Annotated in this window: 19 protein-coding genes; 8 read left to right on the forward strand and 11 right to left on the reverse strand. The window is 68.1% G+C overall.

Annotation, left to right across the window (positions count from 1 at the left end; genetic code table 11):
• Positions 1-11: 11 nt before the first annotated feature.
• Positions 12-1,073: a serine hydrolase gene (locus L3Q65_RS24800; protein WP_237596786.1), complete on the forward strand. Its 1,062-nt coding sequence runs from the start codon at positions 12-14 to the stop codon at positions 1,071-1,073.
• Positions 1,074-1,128: 55 nt separating this feature from the next.
• Here the strand turns inward: L3Q65_RS24800 and L3Q65_RS24805 are convergent, their stop codons facing one another.
• Positions 1,129-1,380, reverse strand: a complete 252-nt coding sequence (locus L3Q65_RS24805; RefSeq protein ID WP_237596787.1) for a hypothetical protein — start codon at positions 1,378-1,380, stop codon at positions 1,129-1,131.
• Positions 1,381-1,584: 204 nt separating this feature from the next.
• Here L3Q65_RS24805 and L3Q65_RS24810 point away from each other — a divergent pair, with 204 nt between their 5' ends.
• On the forward strand, positions 1,585-1,827 hold the full coding sequence (locus L3Q65_RS24810) for a hypothetical protein (RefSeq protein WP_237596788.1): 243 nt from the start codon (positions 1,585-1,587) through the stop codon (positions 1,825-1,827).
• A 196-nt stretch (positions 1,828-2,023) separates the two neighbouring features.
• Here L3Q65_RS24810 and L3Q65_RS24815 read toward each other — a convergent pair whose 3' ends face one another.
• Positions 2,024-2,431, reverse strand: a complete 408-nt coding sequence (locus L3Q65_RS24815; RefSeq protein WP_182891510.1) for a helix-turn-helix domain-containing protein — start codon at positions 2,429-2,431, stop codon at positions 2,024-2,026.
• A 62-nt stretch (positions 2,432-2,493) separates the two neighbouring features.
• Between L3Q65_RS24815 and L3Q65_RS24820 the strand changes: the two genes are divergently transcribed.
• Positions 2,494-3,393: an MBL fold metallo-hydrolase gene (locus tag L3Q65_RS24820; protein ID WP_237596789.1), complete on the forward strand. Its 900-nt coding sequence runs from the start codon at positions 2,494-2,496 to the stop codon at positions 3,391-3,393.
• Positions 3,394-3,410: 17 nt separating this feature from the next.
• On the opposite strand, the gene L3Q65_RS24825 is transcribed toward L3Q65_RS24820, so the two are convergent.
• Positions 3,411-4,073: a TetR/AcrR family transcriptional regulator gene (locus L3Q65_RS24825; protein ID WP_237596790.1), complete on the reverse strand. Its 663-nt coding sequence runs from the start codon at positions 4,071-4,073 to the stop codon at positions 3,411-3,413.
• 125 nt (positions 4,074-4,198) lie between these two features.
• Between L3Q65_RS24825 and L3Q65_RS24830 the strand changes: the two genes are divergently transcribed.
• From L3Q65_RS24830 to L3Q65_RS24840, 3 genes are all read left to right on the forward strand, one after another.
• On the forward strand, positions 4,199-4,699 hold the full coding sequence (locus tag L3Q65_RS24830; protein ID WP_237596791.1) for a cupin domain-containing protein: 501 nt from the start codon (positions 4,199-4,201) through the stop codon (positions 4,697-4,699).
• 902 nt (positions 4,700-5,601) lie between these two features.
• The gene (locus tag L3Q65_RS24835; protein WP_093572809.1) at positions 5,602-5,766 is read left to right on the forward strand and encodes a hypothetical protein; all 165 of its coding nucleotides are present in this window, start codon (positions 5,602-5,604) and stop codon (positions 5,764-5,766) included.
• Positions 5,767-5,848: 82 nt separating this feature from the next.
• On the forward strand, positions 5,849-6,493 hold the full coding sequence (locus L3Q65_RS24840) for a carbonic anhydrase (RefSeq protein WP_182891506.1): 645 nt from the start codon (positions 5,849-5,851) through the stop codon (positions 6,491-6,493).
• A gap of 265 nt (positions 6,494-6,758) precedes the next feature.
• On the opposite strand, the gene L3Q65_RS24845 is transcribed toward L3Q65_RS24840, so the two are convergent.
• From L3Q65_RS24845 to dnaK, 8 genes are read right to left on the reverse strand one after another with little or no spacing between them, the layout of a single operon-like run.
• Positions 6,759-8,144 (reverse strand): glucose-6-phosphate dehydrogenase, encoded by a 1,386-nt coding sequence (locus L3Q65_RS24845; protein ID WP_237596792.1) that lies wholly within the window; start codon positions 8,142-8,144, stop codon positions 6,759-6,761.
• 30 nt (positions 8,145-8,174) lie between these two features.
• Positions 8,175-8,507, reverse strand: a complete 333-nt coding sequence (locus tag L3Q65_RS24850; RefSeq protein ID WP_182891504.1) for a hypothetical protein — start codon at positions 8,505-8,507, stop codon at positions 8,175-8,177.
• Positions 8,504-9,688, reverse strand: a complete 1,185-nt coding sequence (locus tag L3Q65_RS24855) for a CdaR family transcriptional regulator (protein ID WP_237596793.1) — start codon at positions 9,686-9,688, stop codon at positions 8,504-8,506. The genes L3Q65_RS24850 and L3Q65_RS24855 overlap by 4 nt, the downstream gene beginning before the upstream one ends.
• Positions 9,689-9,710: 22 nt before the next feature.
• A complete protein-coding gene (gene clpB / locus L3Q65_RS24860) occupies positions 9,711-12,344 on the reverse strand; it encodes an ATP-dependent chaperone ClpB (protein ID WP_237596794.1) in 2,634 nt (877 codons plus the stop codon).
• A gap of 2 nt (positions 12,345-12,346) precedes the next feature.
• Positions 12,347-12,661: a chaperone modulator CbpM gene (locus tag L3Q65_RS24865; protein WP_182891501.1), complete on the reverse strand. Its 315-nt coding sequence runs from the start codon at positions 12,659-12,661 to the stop codon at positions 12,347-12,349.
• Positions 12,658-13,587: a DnaJ C-terminal domain-containing protein gene (locus tag L3Q65_RS24870; RefSeq protein ID WP_182891500.1), complete on the reverse strand. Its 930-nt coding sequence runs from the start codon at positions 13,585-13,587 to the stop codon at positions 12,658-12,660. The genes L3Q65_RS24865 and L3Q65_RS24870 overlap by 4 nt, the downstream gene beginning before the upstream one ends.
• Positions 13,587-14,066 (reverse strand): nucleotide exchange factor GrpE, encoded by a 480-nt coding sequence (locus tag L3Q65_RS24875; protein ID WP_237596795.1) that lies wholly within the window; start codon positions 14,064-14,066, stop codon positions 13,587-13,589. The genes L3Q65_RS24870 and L3Q65_RS24875 overlap by 1 nt, the downstream gene beginning before the upstream one ends.
• Before the next feature lie 5 nt (positions 14,067-14,071).
• Positions 14,072-15,943 (reverse strand): molecular chaperone DnaK, encoded by a 1,872-nt coding sequence (dnaK, locus tag L3Q65_RS24880; RefSeq protein ID WP_237596796.1) that lies wholly within the window; start codon positions 15,941-15,943, stop codon positions 14,072-14,074.
• A gap of 460 nt (positions 15,944-16,403) precedes the next feature.
• Here dnaK and dmpI point away from each other — a divergent pair, with 460 nt between their 5' ends.
• Complete coding sequence (gene dmpI, locus L3Q65_RS24885) at positions 16,404-16,592, forward strand: 4-oxalocrotonate tautomerase DmpI (RefSeq protein WP_182891497.1); 189 nt, start codon at positions 16,404-16,406, stop codon at positions 16,590-16,592.
• 89 nt (positions 16,593-16,681) lie between these two features.
• Complete coding sequence (locus tag L3Q65_RS24890; protein WP_237596797.1) at positions 16,682-18,259, forward strand: MFS transporter; 1,578 nt, start codon at positions 16,682-16,684, stop codon at positions 18,257-18,259.
• The last annotated feature ends 41 nt before the right edge of the window (positions 18,260-18,300 follow it).

The following is an 18,300-nucleotide window of genomic DNA, read 5'->3' on the forward strand; positions in this document are numbered from 1 at the left end:
CGAGGAAACCGATGCTCACCACTGTGCCGTTTGTACTGACCGCTGCCCTGCTCGCCCCCGCTGCCCCCGCCACGACTGACCCTGTTCGCACGGTCGCGCAGGAAGCGGTTTCGGCCGGTGCCACGGGCGTGCAGATCCGCTCGGTCCGGGACGGACACTCCCGTACCGTGACCGCCGGAGTGTCCGAACTGGACTCCCGGAAGCCGCTCTCGCCGACCGGACGATTCCGGATCGGCAGCACGACCAAGTCGTTCGTGGCCACGGTGACCATGCAACTCGTCGCCGAGCACCGCCTCGGGCTGGACACCCCGGTCGAACGGTACCTGCCCGGACTGCTGCCGCGCGGCAATGAAATCACCGTGCGGATGCTCCTGCAGCACACGAGCGGGCTCTACAACTACCTCCGGACGATCTCGCTTGCCAGCACCGATCTGGAGAAGGTCCGCTACCAGCACTTTTCGCCGGAGCAGCTGGTCGCCATCGCGACCGCACAGCCGCTCGATTTCCCGCCGGGCAGTAAATACTCGTACTCCAATACCAACTACACCGTGCTCGGCATGCTGATCGAACGGACCACCGGGCACGCGTGGGGCGACGAGGTGGCCAAGCGGATCCTGCGCCCGCTCGGCATGCACGACACGACGGTACCCGGCGACCGCACCCGGATTCCCGGCCGGCACGCACACGGGTACCAGGAGATGAACGGGAAGCTGGTCGACGTCAGCGAGCTGAACCCGAGCGTCGCCGGCGCCGCGGGCGAGATCATCTCCACGACCGCGGACCTGGACAAGTTCGTCGAAGCGCTCGCGACGGGGCGGCTCGTTCCGCCGGCGCTGCTGGGGCAGATGACCACCCCGCGATCGGCGATCGACGAGTACGGCTTGGGGTTGCAGACCCGGACCACGCCGTGCGGGATTCCGGTTTTCGGGCACACCGGCGGGATTCCCGGCTACGGGACGGTCGCGTTCACCAGCGCGGACGGGAAGCGCCGGGTCGAAGCCTCGCTGACGTTGGGTCGCGGCCCCGACAACGACACCTTTTATGCGCTGATCGACAAGGCGATCTGCGCCTGAGCCGGGACGCGGCGTGGGGTCCGGCCGGGGAAGCCGGCCCCCAGGCCGCGCCGGGTCAGGACACCTTGGGCGTCGCCCGCACCCCGAAGTGCAGGTACGGCTCGCCGGTCGCCAGCGGGCGAGCAAGATCGGCATCCAGAACCGCGCGCCCGGCGGCCGGATCAGGAACAGCGTGTCCGGCAACGCCACCAGGCCGTAGTTCTCCTCTTCTCCGCCACCAGTTCCGCCAACGCAGCACCGCTACATCCGCCAGTTCGGCGTACCGGCCGCCGTCCGGGTACTCGACCACGCCGATCTCGTCGCGCACGGCGGAAGGTCCCCAGCCCGGAGTTGCGCTTCTTGCGATGGGCGGGTCAGACCGGGCGACCGCGACCAACGGCCCCGTCCCGAACTGCCGACGGCAAGATGTCATGCGCACAACCGGGGTCCGGACAGTCCACAACAGACTGGACTTCTGCGGCTGCGCGCCGAGATCACGACATTCCAGGGCGAGCAGATCGTCGACGAGGAGATGAGCGTCGAGGCACCCGGACTGGCCTCACAGGTCGTGTGGTCGGCGAGCGCCGACCGGGTTCGGCCGGGATCCGACCGCTACGCGTGGGTGTCCGACGACCTCGGCGTGATCGAACCCAACCGGCTGTTCTTCGCCCCCGTCAAGGATCTCGGCCTCGGCGGTCACGTGGATTCGGTCATCACACCGGGGCCGGACGGCACCGCCGAGGTCGAGTTGCGTGCGCACGGCTTCAATACCTGAAGCGCATCTGCGCTCCCGTCGCGGGAATCTCGTTCAGCGACAACTACTTCGATCTCCGCGACGGCGAACGGAAACGCATCGGGATCTCGGGGATTCCCGGCGGGTTCGACCCGCATCTGCTCGAGATCGCCACGTTCGCCGGGAATTGACGATGCGGGGCAACGGGAATTCGCCTGACCGGAGAGCGACTCGCCCGTCAGGACCGGTGTCGTTTGTCGAATTCGCACTGTGCCGCCGCGACGCTGTCAAGATGACGGCTGGTCCAGTCGTAGAGCGCGCGCATCGGCTCGTAGAGACTCCGGCCGAGGTCGGTGAGGTCGTAGCTGACCGCCAGCGGACCGTCGGCCGCGATGTGCCGCCGCACGATTCCGTTGCGCTCCAGGCGCCGCAGCGTCTGCGTCAGCACCTTCTGCGTGATGCCGTCGACCCTGCGGCGCAGCGAGTTGAACCTGGCCGGCCCCTCGTCGAGAACGCTGATCACGAGGACCGTCCACTTGTCGGCCAGCTGATCGAGCAGGAACCGCGCCGGGCAGTCGCGGTACAGCGCCGACAACGGCGCCGGCCGAGCCTCTGCGGTTTCCCCGGGGATACCTGGTGACTTCATAGTTCCTATTTTATACCAAGTTTCCTTCAGATACCTTTGATTAGGCGAAAGGAGCAGCACATATGCCAGCTACCAGCCCAGGCGCCTACGCCAGCGCGGTCCACTGGACGATCGGCGACCAGACCCTGACCACCATCAGCGACGGGTACTTCGAGACTGACTTGTCGGTGGTGTTCCCCGAATTCGACAACGAAGAAGCCGCGCGGCTGCAACGCACCGCACACCGCCCTGCGACGCCGAGGATCACGCACAACATGTACGTCGTGCGTGGACCCTGGCACGCGCCCGTGCTCATCGATGCGGGCATGGGCGACGGCTGGGGGCCGACGATGGGGCACGTTCCCTCCGCACTGGCGTCGATCGGCGTACTGCCCGAGGAGGTCGGCACGGTCATGCTCACCCATCTCCACCTGGATCACAGCGCCGGCCTGATCAACGCCGACGGCACCCCGCGCTTCCCCAACGCCGACGTCGTGATGCACGCAGAAGAGGCGGACTACTGGCTGACCGGCACGCCGGACAAGATGCCGGTCGACGTCCCGCCGTGGGCCGAAGAGATCACCAGGTTCAGCGTCGCGAAGGCGGTCGCGCCCTACCGCCACAGCATCCGCACGTTCACCGGCGAGAGGGAGCTCGTCCCCGGCATCACGGCGGTGCCGCTGACCGGACACACGCCGGGCCATTCCGGCTACCGCGTCGGCACCGGCGAACGATCGGTACTGACCGTGGGCGACATCGTCCACCTGCCCGCCGTCCAGGGGCCTCGCGCGGACGCGACCGTCGTGTTCGACGTCGACCCCGCCGCGGCGGCCAAAGCCCGCGAGGACCTGCTCGACGACGCCGCACGAAACGAGTATCTGATCGCGGGCGCACACACCGAATTCCCGGGTGTCGGCCGAGTCAGCCGGCAGGGCGACGGCTACGAAATCACCCCGGAGCTGTGGGTCGCCTCACTCGGCTGACCGAGGCGGCGCGATGGTCATCCGGCAGGGCTGCGGAGCAGGGCAGCCGACACCTGCGCCGCCAGCCATTCCTGCGTTTCGTCCCAGGTCCAGCCGCAGTCCGCGACGTAAAGCCGCCAGGACCGATGACCCAGGAAGAACCACAGGACATCGGTCGCGCGGTCCTGCGTCAGACCCTCCCGCAAAGCCCGCAGGTCCCGCAGGCGCCCGGCGACTTCCGAGAGGGCCTCGCGGTAGAGGCGATCCGTCTGGACGAGGGTCTGCCTGGCGGCCTCGTCGACCGCGGCGCTCGTGACCAGCACCCGCAGGAGGCCGAAATGTCCTTCGTTGTCGACCCGCACGCCGTGCACAGTCACGGCTACCACCTGTAGCGGATCGCGCGAGGCACGGACCGCCGCGAGTGTCTGATCGACGACCGAGTCGCCGAGGCCCTTTCCGATGAGGCGCCTCAGGATCGAGGACTTGCCGCCGGTGCTCGCATACACGGTAGGAATGGCGGTCTCGGCTTCCCGTGCGATGTCGGCGACAGTGACCTTCGCGTAGCCGTGCTCGACGAACAGTCGCCTGGCGGCATCGAGGATGGCCGTCCGGGTCTCCTCGGCCGCTTTGGCTCGCCTGTCGGCGCGGTACGGGCGGCGCTCGACCTGGGGCTGGGAACTCATGGCTTCGTGGTCGGTCAAACCGCACCGCGTCCTTTCAATATGGGGACCCTATATCGAATATAGATACCCTGGATTATGATCCCCGGGCACCCGGCGCCTGGGTGACAGCCGGTGCCCCGATCGTCTCTGAGGAGTCACGCACTATGAGCGTCTTCCCGCCGACCGCCGACGGAGCCTCGGCCCGCCAGTACGTCCTGGGACAGGAACTGCAGGTCACCATCCTCACCGCCGCCGCGGAGACCGAGGGCCGCCACGACGTCACCGACTCCGTCATGCCGGCTGGCGCGGCAACACCGCTCCACCTGCACACGCGATACGAGGAACGATTGTGGGTGGTGTCCGGCTCGCTGACCGTCTGGGCCGGGCCAGACACGGTGACGCTGCGCTCCGGAGATTTCTTCACCATTCCCAAGCACGTGGCCCACGCGATCAAATCCGGCCCCGAAGGGGCTCGGGCGCTCAACATCACCTCGCCGGCCGGGTTCGCCGAACTCATTGAGCGGGCAGGCACCCCGCTGGCTCTCGCGACGTCCGAGACCGGACTCGACGCGGAGCGGTTCGCCGCGGTGGCCGAGGAACTCGGCGACACCGTCCTCGGCCCGCCCGGCATGATCCCCGCCGACCTGGACCGCCCGGGCCGGTAGTCCTGCTTCCCTTCTGTCGGCGATACCGGCTGAAGGGAAGGGAGTGTCGCGACCGTGCGCATGTGTCCACAACGGAATAGCGTGCTGCACCGGATGGACGGACGGCCCCTGTGCCCGCCGCTCGGTTCGCCCCCGATCCCGCATGCCCTGACCGACTGGCCACGACGGCGGAAACCGGCGCAGCTCAGACAACTGCTATCGGAGCTGAGCCAGACAGCACCTCCGCCGAAACCGGACGCTGATGCCGCGCTCGATGCTCCGAGTCAATCTTCCGAGACCGCTCCCCCAGACCTGGATCAAGCCCAGCGGTGCTCTCGCCCGGATTATCCGACGACACCCCATGTCGATCGTCCGCTGCCGCGGCAAGATGACCGCCGGCAGCGACGTGTGCGCCGGCGAGAGCGTGCAGAAGACCCGGCCCGACCTCAGCCCAACCGATCAGCGTCAGCCCACAACGATCCCCACCATGATGCTCACCGCCGAGACGACCGGATCACGCCGAGCACTCCACCCGGTCACTTCGACCCCTCACGATGCTGCGCCAGACCGGGACTGGACCAGATAAACAACCTGGCATTCGCGAGTCCGAGACCTCCATCACACGACGACAGCAGCCGACACCGCACGACACCACCGAGGCCCCGCGACCACATGGAAAGGTCTCGTCCGACATCACTACAGGTCGGCCGCGAACTCTTAACCAGCGGGTTCGGGGTTCAAGTCCCTGCTGGCGCACCCACCCTCCCCAGGTTGGAGAAGTTTCGGCCTGGGGATTTTTGGCGTCCGGACCCGATTGCCGGTTCCGCGGGGGCTTCGCGGACGGACTGGGCCGCATAGACCGGCCGCGGCTGGGTATCCCTTCCGGAGAATCGCGGTTTCCCGGCGATGGTCAGGAGGGCTCCATGCTGGCACTGCTCGGTCTGCTTCTGGTGATCTGGCTGGTGTGCATCGTGCTCGGGGTGGTGATCAAAGGCCTCTTCTGGCTCGTCGTCGTGGGCGCCGTCCTGTTCCTGGCGACCGCCGCGGTCGGCTTCGTGAAACGGGCCGCGCTCGGACGGGGGCGCTAAACCGTCCGCGAACTGTTCAAACCTGAGCTCGGCGAGACGATCGCAACACCGCTTGCCGTCGCCGTCGGCTTAGGCTGAGGTCATGGCCGACACGACACCGCCGACTCCGCAAGAAGCGTTCGACCTGCTGATGGCAGGCAACCATCGCTTCGTCACCAGCGCCCCGGAACACCCCAACCAGGACGCTGCCCGCCGCGCGGCGATCGCGCCGAACCAGCACCCGTTCGCGGTCCTGTTCGGGTGTTCCGACTCGCGCCTCGCCGCCGAGATCATCTTCGACCGCGGACTCGGCGACCTGTTCGTCGTGCGCACCGCCGGCCAGGTGATCGGCGGGGAGGTCCTTGGCAGCATCGAGTACGGCGTCGACCTGCTCGACTGCCCGCTCGTCGTCGTCCTCGGCCACGACTCCTGCGGTGCCGTCGGCGCGGCTCGCGCAGCCCTCGAAGACGGGCTCGCGCCGGTCGGGTACGTCCGCGACGTCGTCGAGAAGGTGACGCCCAGCGTGCTCGCCGCACGGGCCGCGGGCCGGGTCGAACCGCACGAGATTCTGGCTGAGCACGTCAAGCACACCGTCGACCTGCTGCTGGACCGCTCCCGCGTGCTCGCGGACCGGGTCGCGGACGGGCGGGCGGCTGTGGTCGGTCTGCGTTACCGGCTGGCCGACGGGTCCGCTGAAGTCGTGGCCGCGCACGGCATCGACGCTTCTGCCGCCAAGTCGGTGTCCTGACTGCTGCGCAGGCGTTGCTGAGGAGGTTCGCCGAGGCCATGATGGCCTCGGCGAACCGAATCGGGTGGGTCGACACCGGGAGGCAGTGAATGCCCGAGCCGTCCTTCGCGGGACTCCAGCTTGAGGGCACGCTGTCGATCGAACCACCAGAGATCGCCTATGGTCAGTTTTCTGCAGATGGAATGGGTTGGCGCGGACAAAATCTTCCTTGTCGCGGCGGTCGATCTGTCCGGCGACGCGCCCGAATCGGCGGTCGCGGCACGGATCAACGAGGTGCGGGCAGCCAGGGCGGCTGCCACGCCGGATACCCGTCCACCAGGTCGTCCGCGGCGGAAGGACCCCACGTTCCCGGTGCGTACCACCGTGCCGGGCGGGGATAAGCCAGCGCCGGCCGCAGAATTCGCCAGCTTTCCGCTACCGCGTCCTGCCAGGCGAAGAGCCGGTCGTCGCCCGCGAGGGCGTCCGCCAGCAGCCGTTCGTAAGGCGAACGCGGGGCGCCCAAGTCCCGTTCGAAGGTGGTGTCCAGGCGGACCGGACGCCATTGCCGCGCACTGTCCAAGCCGGACAGCCGGAGCCGGAACGCCGGGTCCGGCGAGATCCGCAGGACCAACTGGTTGGCCTCGACCTGTGCGGCGTCGGGCAGGAACCGCAGGCGTGGGGTGTGCTTGAAGATCAGCCGGACCTCGGTGGCGCTGGCGGGCAGGCATTTGCCCGCACGCAGGAAGATCGGCACTCCGGCCCAGCGCCAGTTGTCGATCGCCAGTTTGAGTGCGACGTAGGTTTCGGTGTTCGACCCGGGCGCCACCCCGGGCACGCCCTGGTAGCCCTCGTATTGTCCGCGCACGCAGTCGGCAGGCTCGACGGCCGGGATCGCCCGGAAGATCTCGAGTTTCTTCGCGCGCAGGTCCGCCACGCTCGACCCGACCGGCGCGTCCATCGCCACCAGCGCCAGCAGTTGCAGCAGATGGTTCTGCACGACGTCGCGCAGCGCCCCGACCTGGTCGTAGAACCGGCCGCGGCCGGCGACGTCCAGGTTCTCGGCCATCGTGATCTGGATGGCGGTGACGCTGTCGCGGTCCCACAGTTCGGCGAGCACGTGGTTCGCGAATCGCAGGTATTCGATTTCGGTGACCGGTTCCTTGCCGAGGAAATGGTCGACCAGGAGCACGTGCTGTTCGTCGAGGATCTCGTTCAGGCGTCCACGCAGTTCCCGCGCTGAAGCGAGATCGCTGCCGAAGGGTTTTTCCAGCGCTACGCGGGCGTCGGTCAGCAGACCCGCGGCGGCCAGGCGCTCCGCGACGGTGGCGAACAGCGAGGGAGGCAGCGCCAGGTAGTACAGCGGTCTGGCGGTCAGGTGCGAGGCAAGTGCTTGGTACAGCTCGGGATCGGTGGCTTCCCCGCTGAGGTAGGACAGCCGCCGGGACAGCCGGGCGAACACGGCGGGGTCGAAGTCGTCGACGGCTTTCTCGACGGAGCGGCGGGCGAGTTCGGTGAACTCGGCCTGGGACAACGAAGCGGTGGCGGTGCCGATGACCGGACAGTGCAGTTCGCCGCGTTGTTCCAGCCGGTAGAGCGCGGGAAGGGTCATTTTCGCCGCGAGATCCCCGGTGATCCCGAAAATCACCAGGGCGCCGGCGTTCCAGTCCGCCATCGGTTCAGTCCTGCCGGACCGGCGGGGTGGTCACAGCAGGCCCGCCTCGTCCGGGTCGATCTCGCAGGTGCGTTCGCGGCCCAGCGGTGCCGACACCGACGTGACCGTGCCGGTGCCGCAGCCGCGCCAGGCCACGGTGACGCCTTGCGGCTCGTCGTGGCTCGATCCGAGCGGGCCTTGCGCGGCGGTTTCGGCGGGGCCGGCGTGATACGTGCGGATGTCTTGGCCGGTGCCGTCGACCCGGGTGACTTCGTAGGCGAAGATCGCGACGCGCTGTCCGACGGCCGGGAAATCCGGCGGCCACGGGTTGTCGAAGAGCCCGCCGCTCGGGGTGCCGAGGGTTTTCGCGGTGATCTGGTTCATGGTCTATTCCTTTGAGAGTGGGTTTGCGTGTCGACGCGCAGTGCTTGCATCGCGGTGACCAGCTCGGCCAGGTCGCGAGGGTCGGTCAGCGACCGGTCGGTGAGTTCCCGGATCCGCCGCAGCCGGTAGCGGACGGTGTTGGCGTGGCAGTGCAAAGTCTGTCCGGCGCGTTCGGAGGAGCCGCCGCCGGCGAAGTAGGCCTCGATGGTCTCCAGGAGCAGATCTCGTTCGTCGGCGGGCAAATCCAGGACCGGGCCGAAGACCTGGTCGCCGAGCCGACGGCCCGCGTCGGGGTCATAGGCGACGAGCGCGGCCAGCGGGCTGGGATCGAACGCGCGGACCTCGACGCGTTCGGGCGAAGCACCGGCCAGTGCGGTGCGCGCCAGGTGCAGCGCGCGCGGGGTGTCGGCGAGCGACGTGTACAGCGGGCTGACGCCGGTGCGGGTCAGCGCCACCTCGTTGAGCACGGCCAGCACCGCGCTGTATTGCTCGTCGCGCAACGAAACCAACCCGGCCTGCGAAACCGGAGTGAGCTGCCACGCCGACACGATGCCGAGCTGCCCGAGCCGCCGTTCGATGCCGACCAGGCTCTCCTCCGCCAACCCACGAGTCTCCGCCGCGACGACGGCGAGCTTTCCTTCAGGAGGCAGGCCGAGCAGCCGTCCGGCTTCCCACGGTCCGGCTTCGGAGAGGCGCTGGCCGGTGAACAGCGCCTCGGCCAGCGCGGAGCGACGTCGTTGCTGGGCAACGAGAAGCTCCGCGCTCGCGGTCCGGTAAGCCTCGGTCACGTGCACCGCGTGCTCGTCGGTGACCTGCCAGAGCAGACTTGCCGCGTCGATCAGCACCTCGGTTTCGCCGGTCTCGCGGGCGTGCGCGGCCAGGAGGTCCCACAGCATCGCGGTGCCGATCCGGTACACCTGCAGCACCTCCGGCAATGGCGCGCCCTGGTGCGCGCGCCGGCTGCCGGTCTCCTGCGGTGCGCCCTGGTCCGGGTCTTCGATCCCGCCGAGCGCGTCGACCAGGAACCGCACGTTGACCGCGACCGAACGGTGCAGGTCGGCGCGCGGCACGATCTTCTCGTCCCGGTAGAGGTCGATCCGTTCGCACGCCGCCGCGCAGATGTCGTCGATCAGCCGCGGCAGCCGCGGCTGGACCCACGCGGCGAGCCCGCCAGCAGTCATCGGCCCGCCCGCGAGGCCGCGATCATGCCGCTGCCTCGCGGTCCCGGCAGGTCACGGTGAGCACGCCGTCGTCGAGGCTGATGTCGACGACCGTGTTGTCGTGCGCTTCGCCGCCGAGCAGCGCGCGCCCGATCCGGGTCTCGACCTCGCGGGCGAGGAACCGGCGCAGCGGCCGGGCCCCGTACACCGGGTCGAAGCCCTGTTCCGCGATGAAGCGCAGTGCTTTGTCGGATACTTCCAGGGTCATGTTCTGCTCGGCGAGCCGTTTGCGCAGTTCGCCCAGCATCAGTTCGACGACCCGTTCGATCTCCGGCAGCGTCAGCGGTTTGAACAGCACGATGTCGTCGATCCGGTTGAGGAACTCCGGCCGGAAGTGCCCGCGCAGCGCCGCCATCACCTCGTCGCGCGCGGACTCGGTGATCTCGCCCTCGTCGTTCACCCCCTCGATCAGGAAGTGCGCGCCGATGTTGGAGGTCATGATGATGACGGTGTTGCGGAAGTCGACCGTGCGGCCCTGCGCATCGGTCAGCCGTCCGTCGTCGAGCACCTGCAGCAGCGTGTTGAACACGTCCGCGTGCGCCTTCTCGATCTCGTCGAACAACACCACCGAATACGGCTTCCGCCGCACCGCCTCGGTGAGCTGGCCGCCCTCGTCGTAGCCGACATACCCGGGCGGCGCGCCGACGAGCCGCGAGACCGTGTGCCGTTCCTGGTATTCGCTCATGTCGATCCGGACGATGTTGTCCTCGGTGTCGAACAGATCCGCGGCGAGCGCCTTCGCCAGTTCGGTCTTGCCGACGCCGGTCGGGCCCAGGAAGAGGAACGACCCGATAGGACGGCGCGGGTCCTTGATCCGCGACCGCGCGCGGATGATCGCGTCCGCGACCAGCTGCACCGCCTCGTCCTGCCCGATGACGCGCTCGTGCAGCAGTTCGTCCAGCCGCAGCAGCTTCGACCGCTCGCCTTCCTGCAATCGGCTGACCGGAATGCCGGTCCACCGCGACACGACCGCCGCGATCTCCTCCTCCGTCACGACCTCGCGCAGCAACCGGGTGCCCGCCTGCCGCGTGGCGAGCAGTTCTTCTTCGCCCACCAGCCGTCGCTCCAGCTCGGGAAGCTTGCCGTGGCGCAGTTCGGCGGCCTTGTTCAGGTCGTAGGCGCGTTCCGCGGAGTCGGCATCGCGACTGACCTGTTCGATTTCCTCGCGCAGCGCCTGAACCTTGTGCAGCGCGGACCGTTCCGCCTCCCACTGCGTCCGCATCCCGCCCGCCTCGGCGCGGAGGTCGACCAGCTCGCGACGCAGTTCTTCGAGCCGGGTCTTGCTCGCCGCGTCGGTTTCCTTCGCCAGCGCGGCTTCCTCGATCTCGGTGCGGGTCAGCCGCCGGCTCAGCTCGTCCAGTTCGGCGGGCATCGAGTCGATCTCCGTGCGCAGCATCGCGCACGCCTCGTCCACCAGGTCGATCGCCTTGTCCGGCAGGAACCGGTCCGAAATGTAGCGGTGACTCAGCACGACCGCGGCGACCAGCGCGCTGTCCTGGATCTTCACGCCGTGGAACACCTCGAGCCGCTCGCGCAGCCCGCGCATGATCGAAATCGCGTCCTCGACCGACGGCTCGTCCACCAGCACCGGCTGGAACCGTCGTTCGAGCGCGGCGTCCTTCTCGATGTACTTGCGGTACTCGTCCGCCGTCGTCGCCCCGATCAAATGCAGTTCGCCACGCGCGAGCATGGGTTTGAGCATGTTGCCGGCGTCGAAAGAAGACCCCGCACCTTCGGTGGCACCCGCGCCGACGACGGTGTGCAGCTCGTCGACGAACAAGAGGATCCGGCCCTCGGCCGCGGTCACCTCGTTGAGCACGGCCTTCAGCCGCTCTTCGAACTCGCCCCGGTACTTCGCGCCCGCGACGAGCGCCCCGAGGTCGAGCGAGAACACCGTCTTGCCCTTGAGCCCTTCCGGCACGTCGCCGCGGTCGATGCGCTGCGCGAGCCCCTCGACGATCGCGGTCTTGCCCACGCCCGGATCGCCGGTGAGCACCGGGTTGTTCTTCGTCTTGCGCGACAGGATCTGGATCACCCGGCGGATCTCCGCGTCCCGTCCGATGACCGGGTCCAGCTTGCCCGCCGCCGCGTCGGCGACGAGATCGCGGCCGTACTTTTCCAAAGCCTCGTAAGCGGATTCCGGCGTCGCCGAGGTGACCCGCTGGTTGCCGCGCACCTTCCGCAGCACCTCCAGGAACTTGTCCCGGGTCAAGCCCGCGCCGCGCAACAGCCGCCCGGCCGCGCTCGAACTGCCCTCCTCCAGCAATGCCGCGACGAGGTGTTCGACGGACACGTAATCGTCCTTCAGCCGTCCCGCTTCGCGATCGGCCGCGTCGAGCACGCGGGCCAGCCGGGCGGTCACGCGCGTTTCGCCGGGTGTAACGCCGGGTCCGCTTACCTTCGGGCGGCGTCCGAGTTCGGCTTCCAGCTCTTGCTTGAGCCGGGCCGGATCCGCGCCCGCTTCGGCGAGGAGCCGCGACGCGAGCCCGTCGGGCTGGTCGAGCAACGCGAGCAGCAGGTGTTCGCCGTCGACCTCCGGCTGGCCGTACCGCAGCGCGGCGGTCTGCGCGTCGTGCAGGGCTTCCTGGGATTTCTGGGTGAGCCGGTCGGGATCCATGGTCAGCCTCCGCTGCGTCGGGATCGGGTACGGAGGTCCGCTTCGAGGTCCGCGATGCGGTCGAGCAGGTCGGCGACCAGACCGACCGCGGCGTAGTTCAGCGAGAACCCGGCACGCAGCCGCTGGATCCGGGCCGCCGCCGACACCTGCGCGACCGGGTACCACCACTCGCCGCGCGCGTCCTCGACCGGTTCCAGCAGGCCCAGCACAGTGAACCGGCGGACCAGCTCCGGATGCAGGCCGGTCGCGTGCGCGAACGTCGGCAGGTCCAGGTGCGCCGCGGCGGGGTTGCGGCGCACGAGCGCGTAGGTGGTCATCGCGGCCTCCTCGGGTTGTCGTCGGTGGCCGCGGCCAGGTCCTCGTAGAGCTTCCGCTGCTCGTCGGTCAGTTCATTCGGCACGACGATCTTGACCGCGGCGTACAGATCGCCGGGGTTGCCGCGGGAATTCGGGATGCCGCGGCCGCGCAACCGCAGCTTGCGTCCGCTCGACGTTCCCGCCGCGATCTTCAGCTTCGCTTCGCCGCCGCCCGGGAGATCCATGGCCACGGTCGCGCCCAGTGCCGCTTCCGACGGCAGCAAAGGAAGATCGACGGTCACGTCCCGTCCGTCTATTTGGTACCGCTTGTCGTGCACCAGATGCACCACCAGGTACAGGTCGCCGCGCGGTGCGCCTTCGCCGCTGCCGTAGCCGCCCTGCCCCGCCAGCCGGATGCGTTTGCCGTCGATCACCCCGGCCGGGATGTTGACGTCGACGGTGCGCGCGCCCTCCGGGCCGTTGAGGGTGAACGCACGCCGTCCGCCCTGGTAGGCCTCGTTCAGGCTGATCTCGACGCCGGCTTCCTGATCGGCGCCGGGGACCGGGCCGCGCGGCTGACGCCCGAAGCCTTGGAAGCCGCCGCCGAACATGCCGCCGAAGAGGTCTTCGAAGTCGACTCCTTCGGCGCTCTGGAAACCGCCCTGAAAACCGCCGCCTGCCTTGGCACGGGCGTAGGTTTCCGGGTCCATGTCCGGAGGAACCTGCCGGAAGTCCTTGCCGAACGCGTCGTAGCGCTTGCGTTTCTCCGGTTCGGAAAGGACGTCGTACGCCTCGGAGACGGCTTTGAACTTCTCCTCCGCTCCCGGGTCTTTGTTCACGTCCGGGTGGTATTTGCGGGCGAGTTTGCGGTACGCCTTCTGGATTTCGTCCTGGCTTGCTGTCCGGGAGACGCCGAGCAGCTCGTAAAAGTCCTCGCTGTCGCTCATCAATCCGCCTTCGCGACGACGACCGCCGCGGGCCGCAGCTGGTCCTCGGCGTCGCCGTAACCGGGGCGCACGACCTGGACCACCGTGCCCGGCTTGACGCCCACCGCCGGAACGACCGATACCGCTTCGTGCAGCTGCGGGTCGAACGGTTCCCCCTGGTCGTCCCCGTACCGGGGGAAGCCGAGGTTGGACATCGCCAGGTCAGCCTGCGCACGCACCGCTTCTACCCCGGCGACGATGGTTTTGGGGTCGGCCTCGGCATGCCCGATCGCCAGGTCCAGATTGTCCAGCACAGTGAGCAGTTCCTTGGCGGCCCGCTTGCGTTCCTGTTGCCGCACTTGCACGGTGTCCCGCACGGTGCGCTTGCGGAGGTTGTCCAGATCGGCCATCGCCGTGCGCCAGTTGTTCTCCAGCTCGGCGACCCGGGACTGAAGCCAGGAGTTGTCTTCCGGTTCGGCGTCTTGCTGCTGGTTCTCCATGGCGGTCAGGAGGTCGTGAACTCGGCGTCGACCACGTCGTCACCGTCGCCGCCGCCGCCCGGGGAACGCGCGCCGGGCGCGTCGCCGGCCGCCGCCAAGCCGTGGAACAGCTGCTGGAGTTCCGAGGTCATCGACCGCAGCTTCGCCAGGCTCGGCTCGTCCTGGTCGAGGAGGTCCCGGGCATCCACGGCAAGGTTCTCCGCGCGTGCTTTTTCGTTGACCGGCACCGCGTCGCCGAGTTCCGCGACACTTTTCTCCACCTGGTAAACGGCGCTGTCCAAGGTGTTGCGGGCGTCGACGATCTCGCGCAGCTTGGCGTCCTCGGCCCGGTGCGCCTCGGCGTCGGCGACCATGCGGTCCACGTCGGCGGAGTCCAGATTGGAGCTTTCGGAGATGGTGATGGCCTGTTCCCGGCCGGAGTTGGTGTCCTTGGCCGAGACGTTGAGGATGCCGTTCGCGTCGATGTCGTAGGTGACCTCGATCTGCGGCACGCCGCGCGGGGCGGGCGGGATGTTCTCGAGCCGGAACCGGCCGAGCACCCGGTTGTCCGCCGCCTTCTCCCGCTCGCCTTGCAGAACCACGACGTCCACCGCGGACTGATTGTCCTCCGCGGTGGAGAAGGTTTCCTTGCGCCGGGCCGGGATCGTGGTGTTGCGGTCGATGACCTTGGTCATCACGCCGCCCATCGTCTCGATGCCCAGCGACAGCGGGGTGACGTCGAGCAGCAGGACGTCTTTGGCCTCGCCCTTGATGATGCCCGCCTGGATCGCCGCGCCGAGAGCGACGACCTCGTCCGGGTTGACCGTCATGTTCGGGTCTTTGCCGCCGGTCATGCGGCGCACCAGCGCCTGCACCGCCGGAATCCGCGTCGAACCGCCGACCAGGATCACCTCGTCGATGTCGTTCGCGGTGAGCTTCGCGTCGGACAACGCTCGCTCCACCGGCACCTTGCAGCGCTCGACAAGATCGGAGGTGATCTGGTCGAACGTCGAGCGCATCAACGTCGTGTTCAGATGCTTCGGCCCGGAGGCGTCCGCGGTGATGAACGGCAGGTTGATCGTGGTCTGCGTGACCGAGGACAGCTCTTCCTTCGCCTTGGACGCGGCCTCGAACAACCGTTGCAGCGCTTGCGGATCCTTGCGCAGGTCGATGCCATTGTCCTTTTCGAACTGATCCGCCAGGTAGTCGACGACCCGGCGATCGAAATCGTCGCCGCCCAAATGCGTGTCCCCGGCCGTGGAACGCACCTCGACCACACCGTCACCGATGTCCAGCACGCTCACGTCGAACGTCCCGCCGCCGAGATCGAACACCAGCACCGTCTCGTGCTGTTTCTTGTCCAACCCGTAAGCCAGTGCCGCCGCGGTCGGCTCGTTGATGATCCGCAGCACCTCCAGCCCCGCGATGCGACCCGCGTCCTTCGTCGCCTGGCGCTGCGCGTCGTTGAAATACGCTGGAACCGTGATGACCGCCTCGGTGACCTTCTCCCCCAGGAACTTCGACGCGTCGTCCACCAGTTTGCGCAACACCAGCGCCGAAACCTCCTCCGGCGCGTACTTCTTGCCGTGCACGTCGAACCGCACCGCGTCGTCCGGCCCCGGCACGACGTCGTAGGACACCGCGTCGATCTCGCTGGCCACCTCGTCGTAGCGGCGTCCGATGAACCGCTTCGCCGACGAGATGGTGCCCTTCGGATTCATGATCGCCTGCCGCCGCGCGAGCTGCCCGACCAGCCGCTCGCCCGAATCGGTGTACGCGACCACCGAAGGAGTCGTCCGCGCGCCGTCCGAATTGGCGATCACCGCGGGCTGACCGCCCTCCAGCACCGCGATGACCGAGTTGGTCGTCCCCAGGTCGATGCCCACCGCTTTCGCCACGACGCCGTTCCTTTCCGGGTTTTATTTCCTGTCCGAGAGCCTCGGGACAGGAGAAGTTCGAGGTCTGGTGTACTGGAGGAGGAAAGGGGCGTCAAGGCGAAATGATCTTTGCTGGTGTGTTTTCCTGGGCAATTGCCTTGGGGTTGTGGGAGGCGCCAAAGAATATTGTTTCGCGACACAATCGGACGGGTTCGCCGTGGGCCAACGGGTGCGTGCGGCTAGCCGGCATCCGACGGGACGCTCGCGCAAAACTGAACGGGATGCGATCTTCACCCTTGGGACCCAGCCGCGCGAGTAGCATAGGAACCGCTCCGGCACCGGGCCGGTCACTTTCCGCGCGTTGGTTACCTCAAGGTGGCCTAGCCACTGTCAGGTGCCGTCTTCCTGGGGCGGGCTCCTATGAGCATCATGGATCCGTCCCCGATTCGAGGGATGACAATCCGCAACTGGAGGAGTGGCGATGCCGGTCGTGACGGTCCTGCAAGGACCTCGTGATGTCCAGCTCAAACGTGATCTCATCAGCAAGATCACGGACGCTTTCGTGGACGCGTACGGAATTCCGGCCGACACTGTGCAGGTGTGGTTCAACGAGGTGCCCGCGGACAGCTGGGGTGCCGCCGGCAAGCTGATCGCCGACACTCCGAAGTAGGCCGGGTTCCAGGGGCGAGGGGAGCCTGCGGACTCGAATTCCGGCTCCCCCGCATTCTTTTCCTATTCTGGTTGACGAGGGGATTTCTCGTGTCCACGAATTCCGATTCGGGCACCGCCGTGAAGCGTCCGGGACTCGGGCTGTTCGTCATCGCGGTGGCCTGTGTTCTGCTGCCGGTGTCGCTCGCCGGGCCTTCCGTCGCTTTGCCGGAAATCGGTGAATATCTGCATGCGGACCTTACTTCGGTCCAATGGGTGATCAACGGCTACGACCTCACCTTCGCCGCCTTCATGCTCGCCAGCGGAAGCCTCGGCGACCTGGTGGGCAGGCGCCGGGTGTTCCGGATCGGCATGGCCGTGTTCGCAGGTGCGCTGCTGATCTCGGCCGTCGCGCCGAACATGCTGATCCTCGACCTCGCCCGCAGCGTCGCCGGAATCGGTGCGGCCGGCGTGCTCACGTGCGGAGTGGCGAGCCTTGCCGCGATGTTCGAAGATCCAGCGGCCCGGGCGAAGGCCTTCGGCGTGTTCGGCACCTCGGTCGGGGCCGGACTCGCGTTCGGCCCCTTCGTCTGCGGAACGCTGAACACCCAGTTCGGCTGGCGAGCGGTGTTCTATGTGCCCGCGCTGGTCGGGATCCTTTTGCTGCTCGCCAGTTCCACGATCGGCGAGTCCAGGAACCCGCGCGCGGGCAAGATCGACTGGGCAGGCACGACGACGTTCACGCTGGCGTTGTTCGCGTTGATCCTCGGTTTGCTGGAGGGACCTCAGCTCGGCTGGGGCAGTGGGCTCGTGCTGGGCTGCCTGATCGCCGCGGTGGTGCTGCTGGGGTTGTTCGGCGTGGTCGAACGGCGCGTCGCGGATCCGATGTTCGACCTGTCGCTGCTGCTCCAGCGCCGCTATGCCGCGCTGTGCCTGGCTGTCCTCGCACTGGTCTTCGGGTTCACGCCGCTGCTGGTCTACCTGCCCGCGTACTACAGCGCGGTGGACGGGCTGAGCGCCGCGCAGGCGGGCCTGGTGCTCATGATGCTGACGGTGCCCACGCTCGTCTTGCCGCTGGTGACCGGTTACCTGGCGAAATGGGTTTCGGTCCGCGTCCTGGTGCTCACCACCGTCGTGCTGACCGGAGCCGGCGTCGCCTGGCTGACCGTCATCCATCCGGGAGCCGGTGCGCTGGCCGTGCTCGGGCCGTACCTGGTCGTCGGGATCGGGATCGGCATCTCGTTCGGGGTGATGGACGGGGCCGCGGTGAGCGCGGTCGACCCAGCTCGCGTCGGCATGGCCGCGGGAATGTTCAACACGGTCCGCCTCGGCGGCGAGGCGACCGGCATCGCCGTGGTCGGAGCCATGCTCGCGGGCGTCACCGGGGCGAAGATCGCGGGGCGGACCGGCGGTTTCGACACGCGTTATCGCGCACAGGAACTGGCGAACATGGTCAACCAGGGCGACATGGCGACGGCGACGAGTTCGGTTTCGCCGAGCGCCCGGCCTGCTTTCCAGGAGCTGCTCAGCGGCGCCTACACCAACGCGCTGCACATCGTTCTCTGGTCGCTTGCCGGTCTCTGCGCGCTTGCCGCGCTGATCCTGCTGGTCCTCGACCGCCCGGACAAGGCGGCGTCGACAGCGGGAGAAGGCGTTCCGGCCGGCGACCCGGCGGAAGCGCCCGCGTAACCGGTCGAAACGAAAGCCGGTCTCGGACCACTGCTCCCCGG

The organism is Amycolatopsis sp. FU40 (assembly GCF_021903635.1).
Classification (GTDB): domain Bacteria; phylum Actinomycetota; class Actinomycetes; order Mycobacteriales; family Pseudonocardiaceae; genus Amycolatopsis; species Amycolatopsis dendrobii.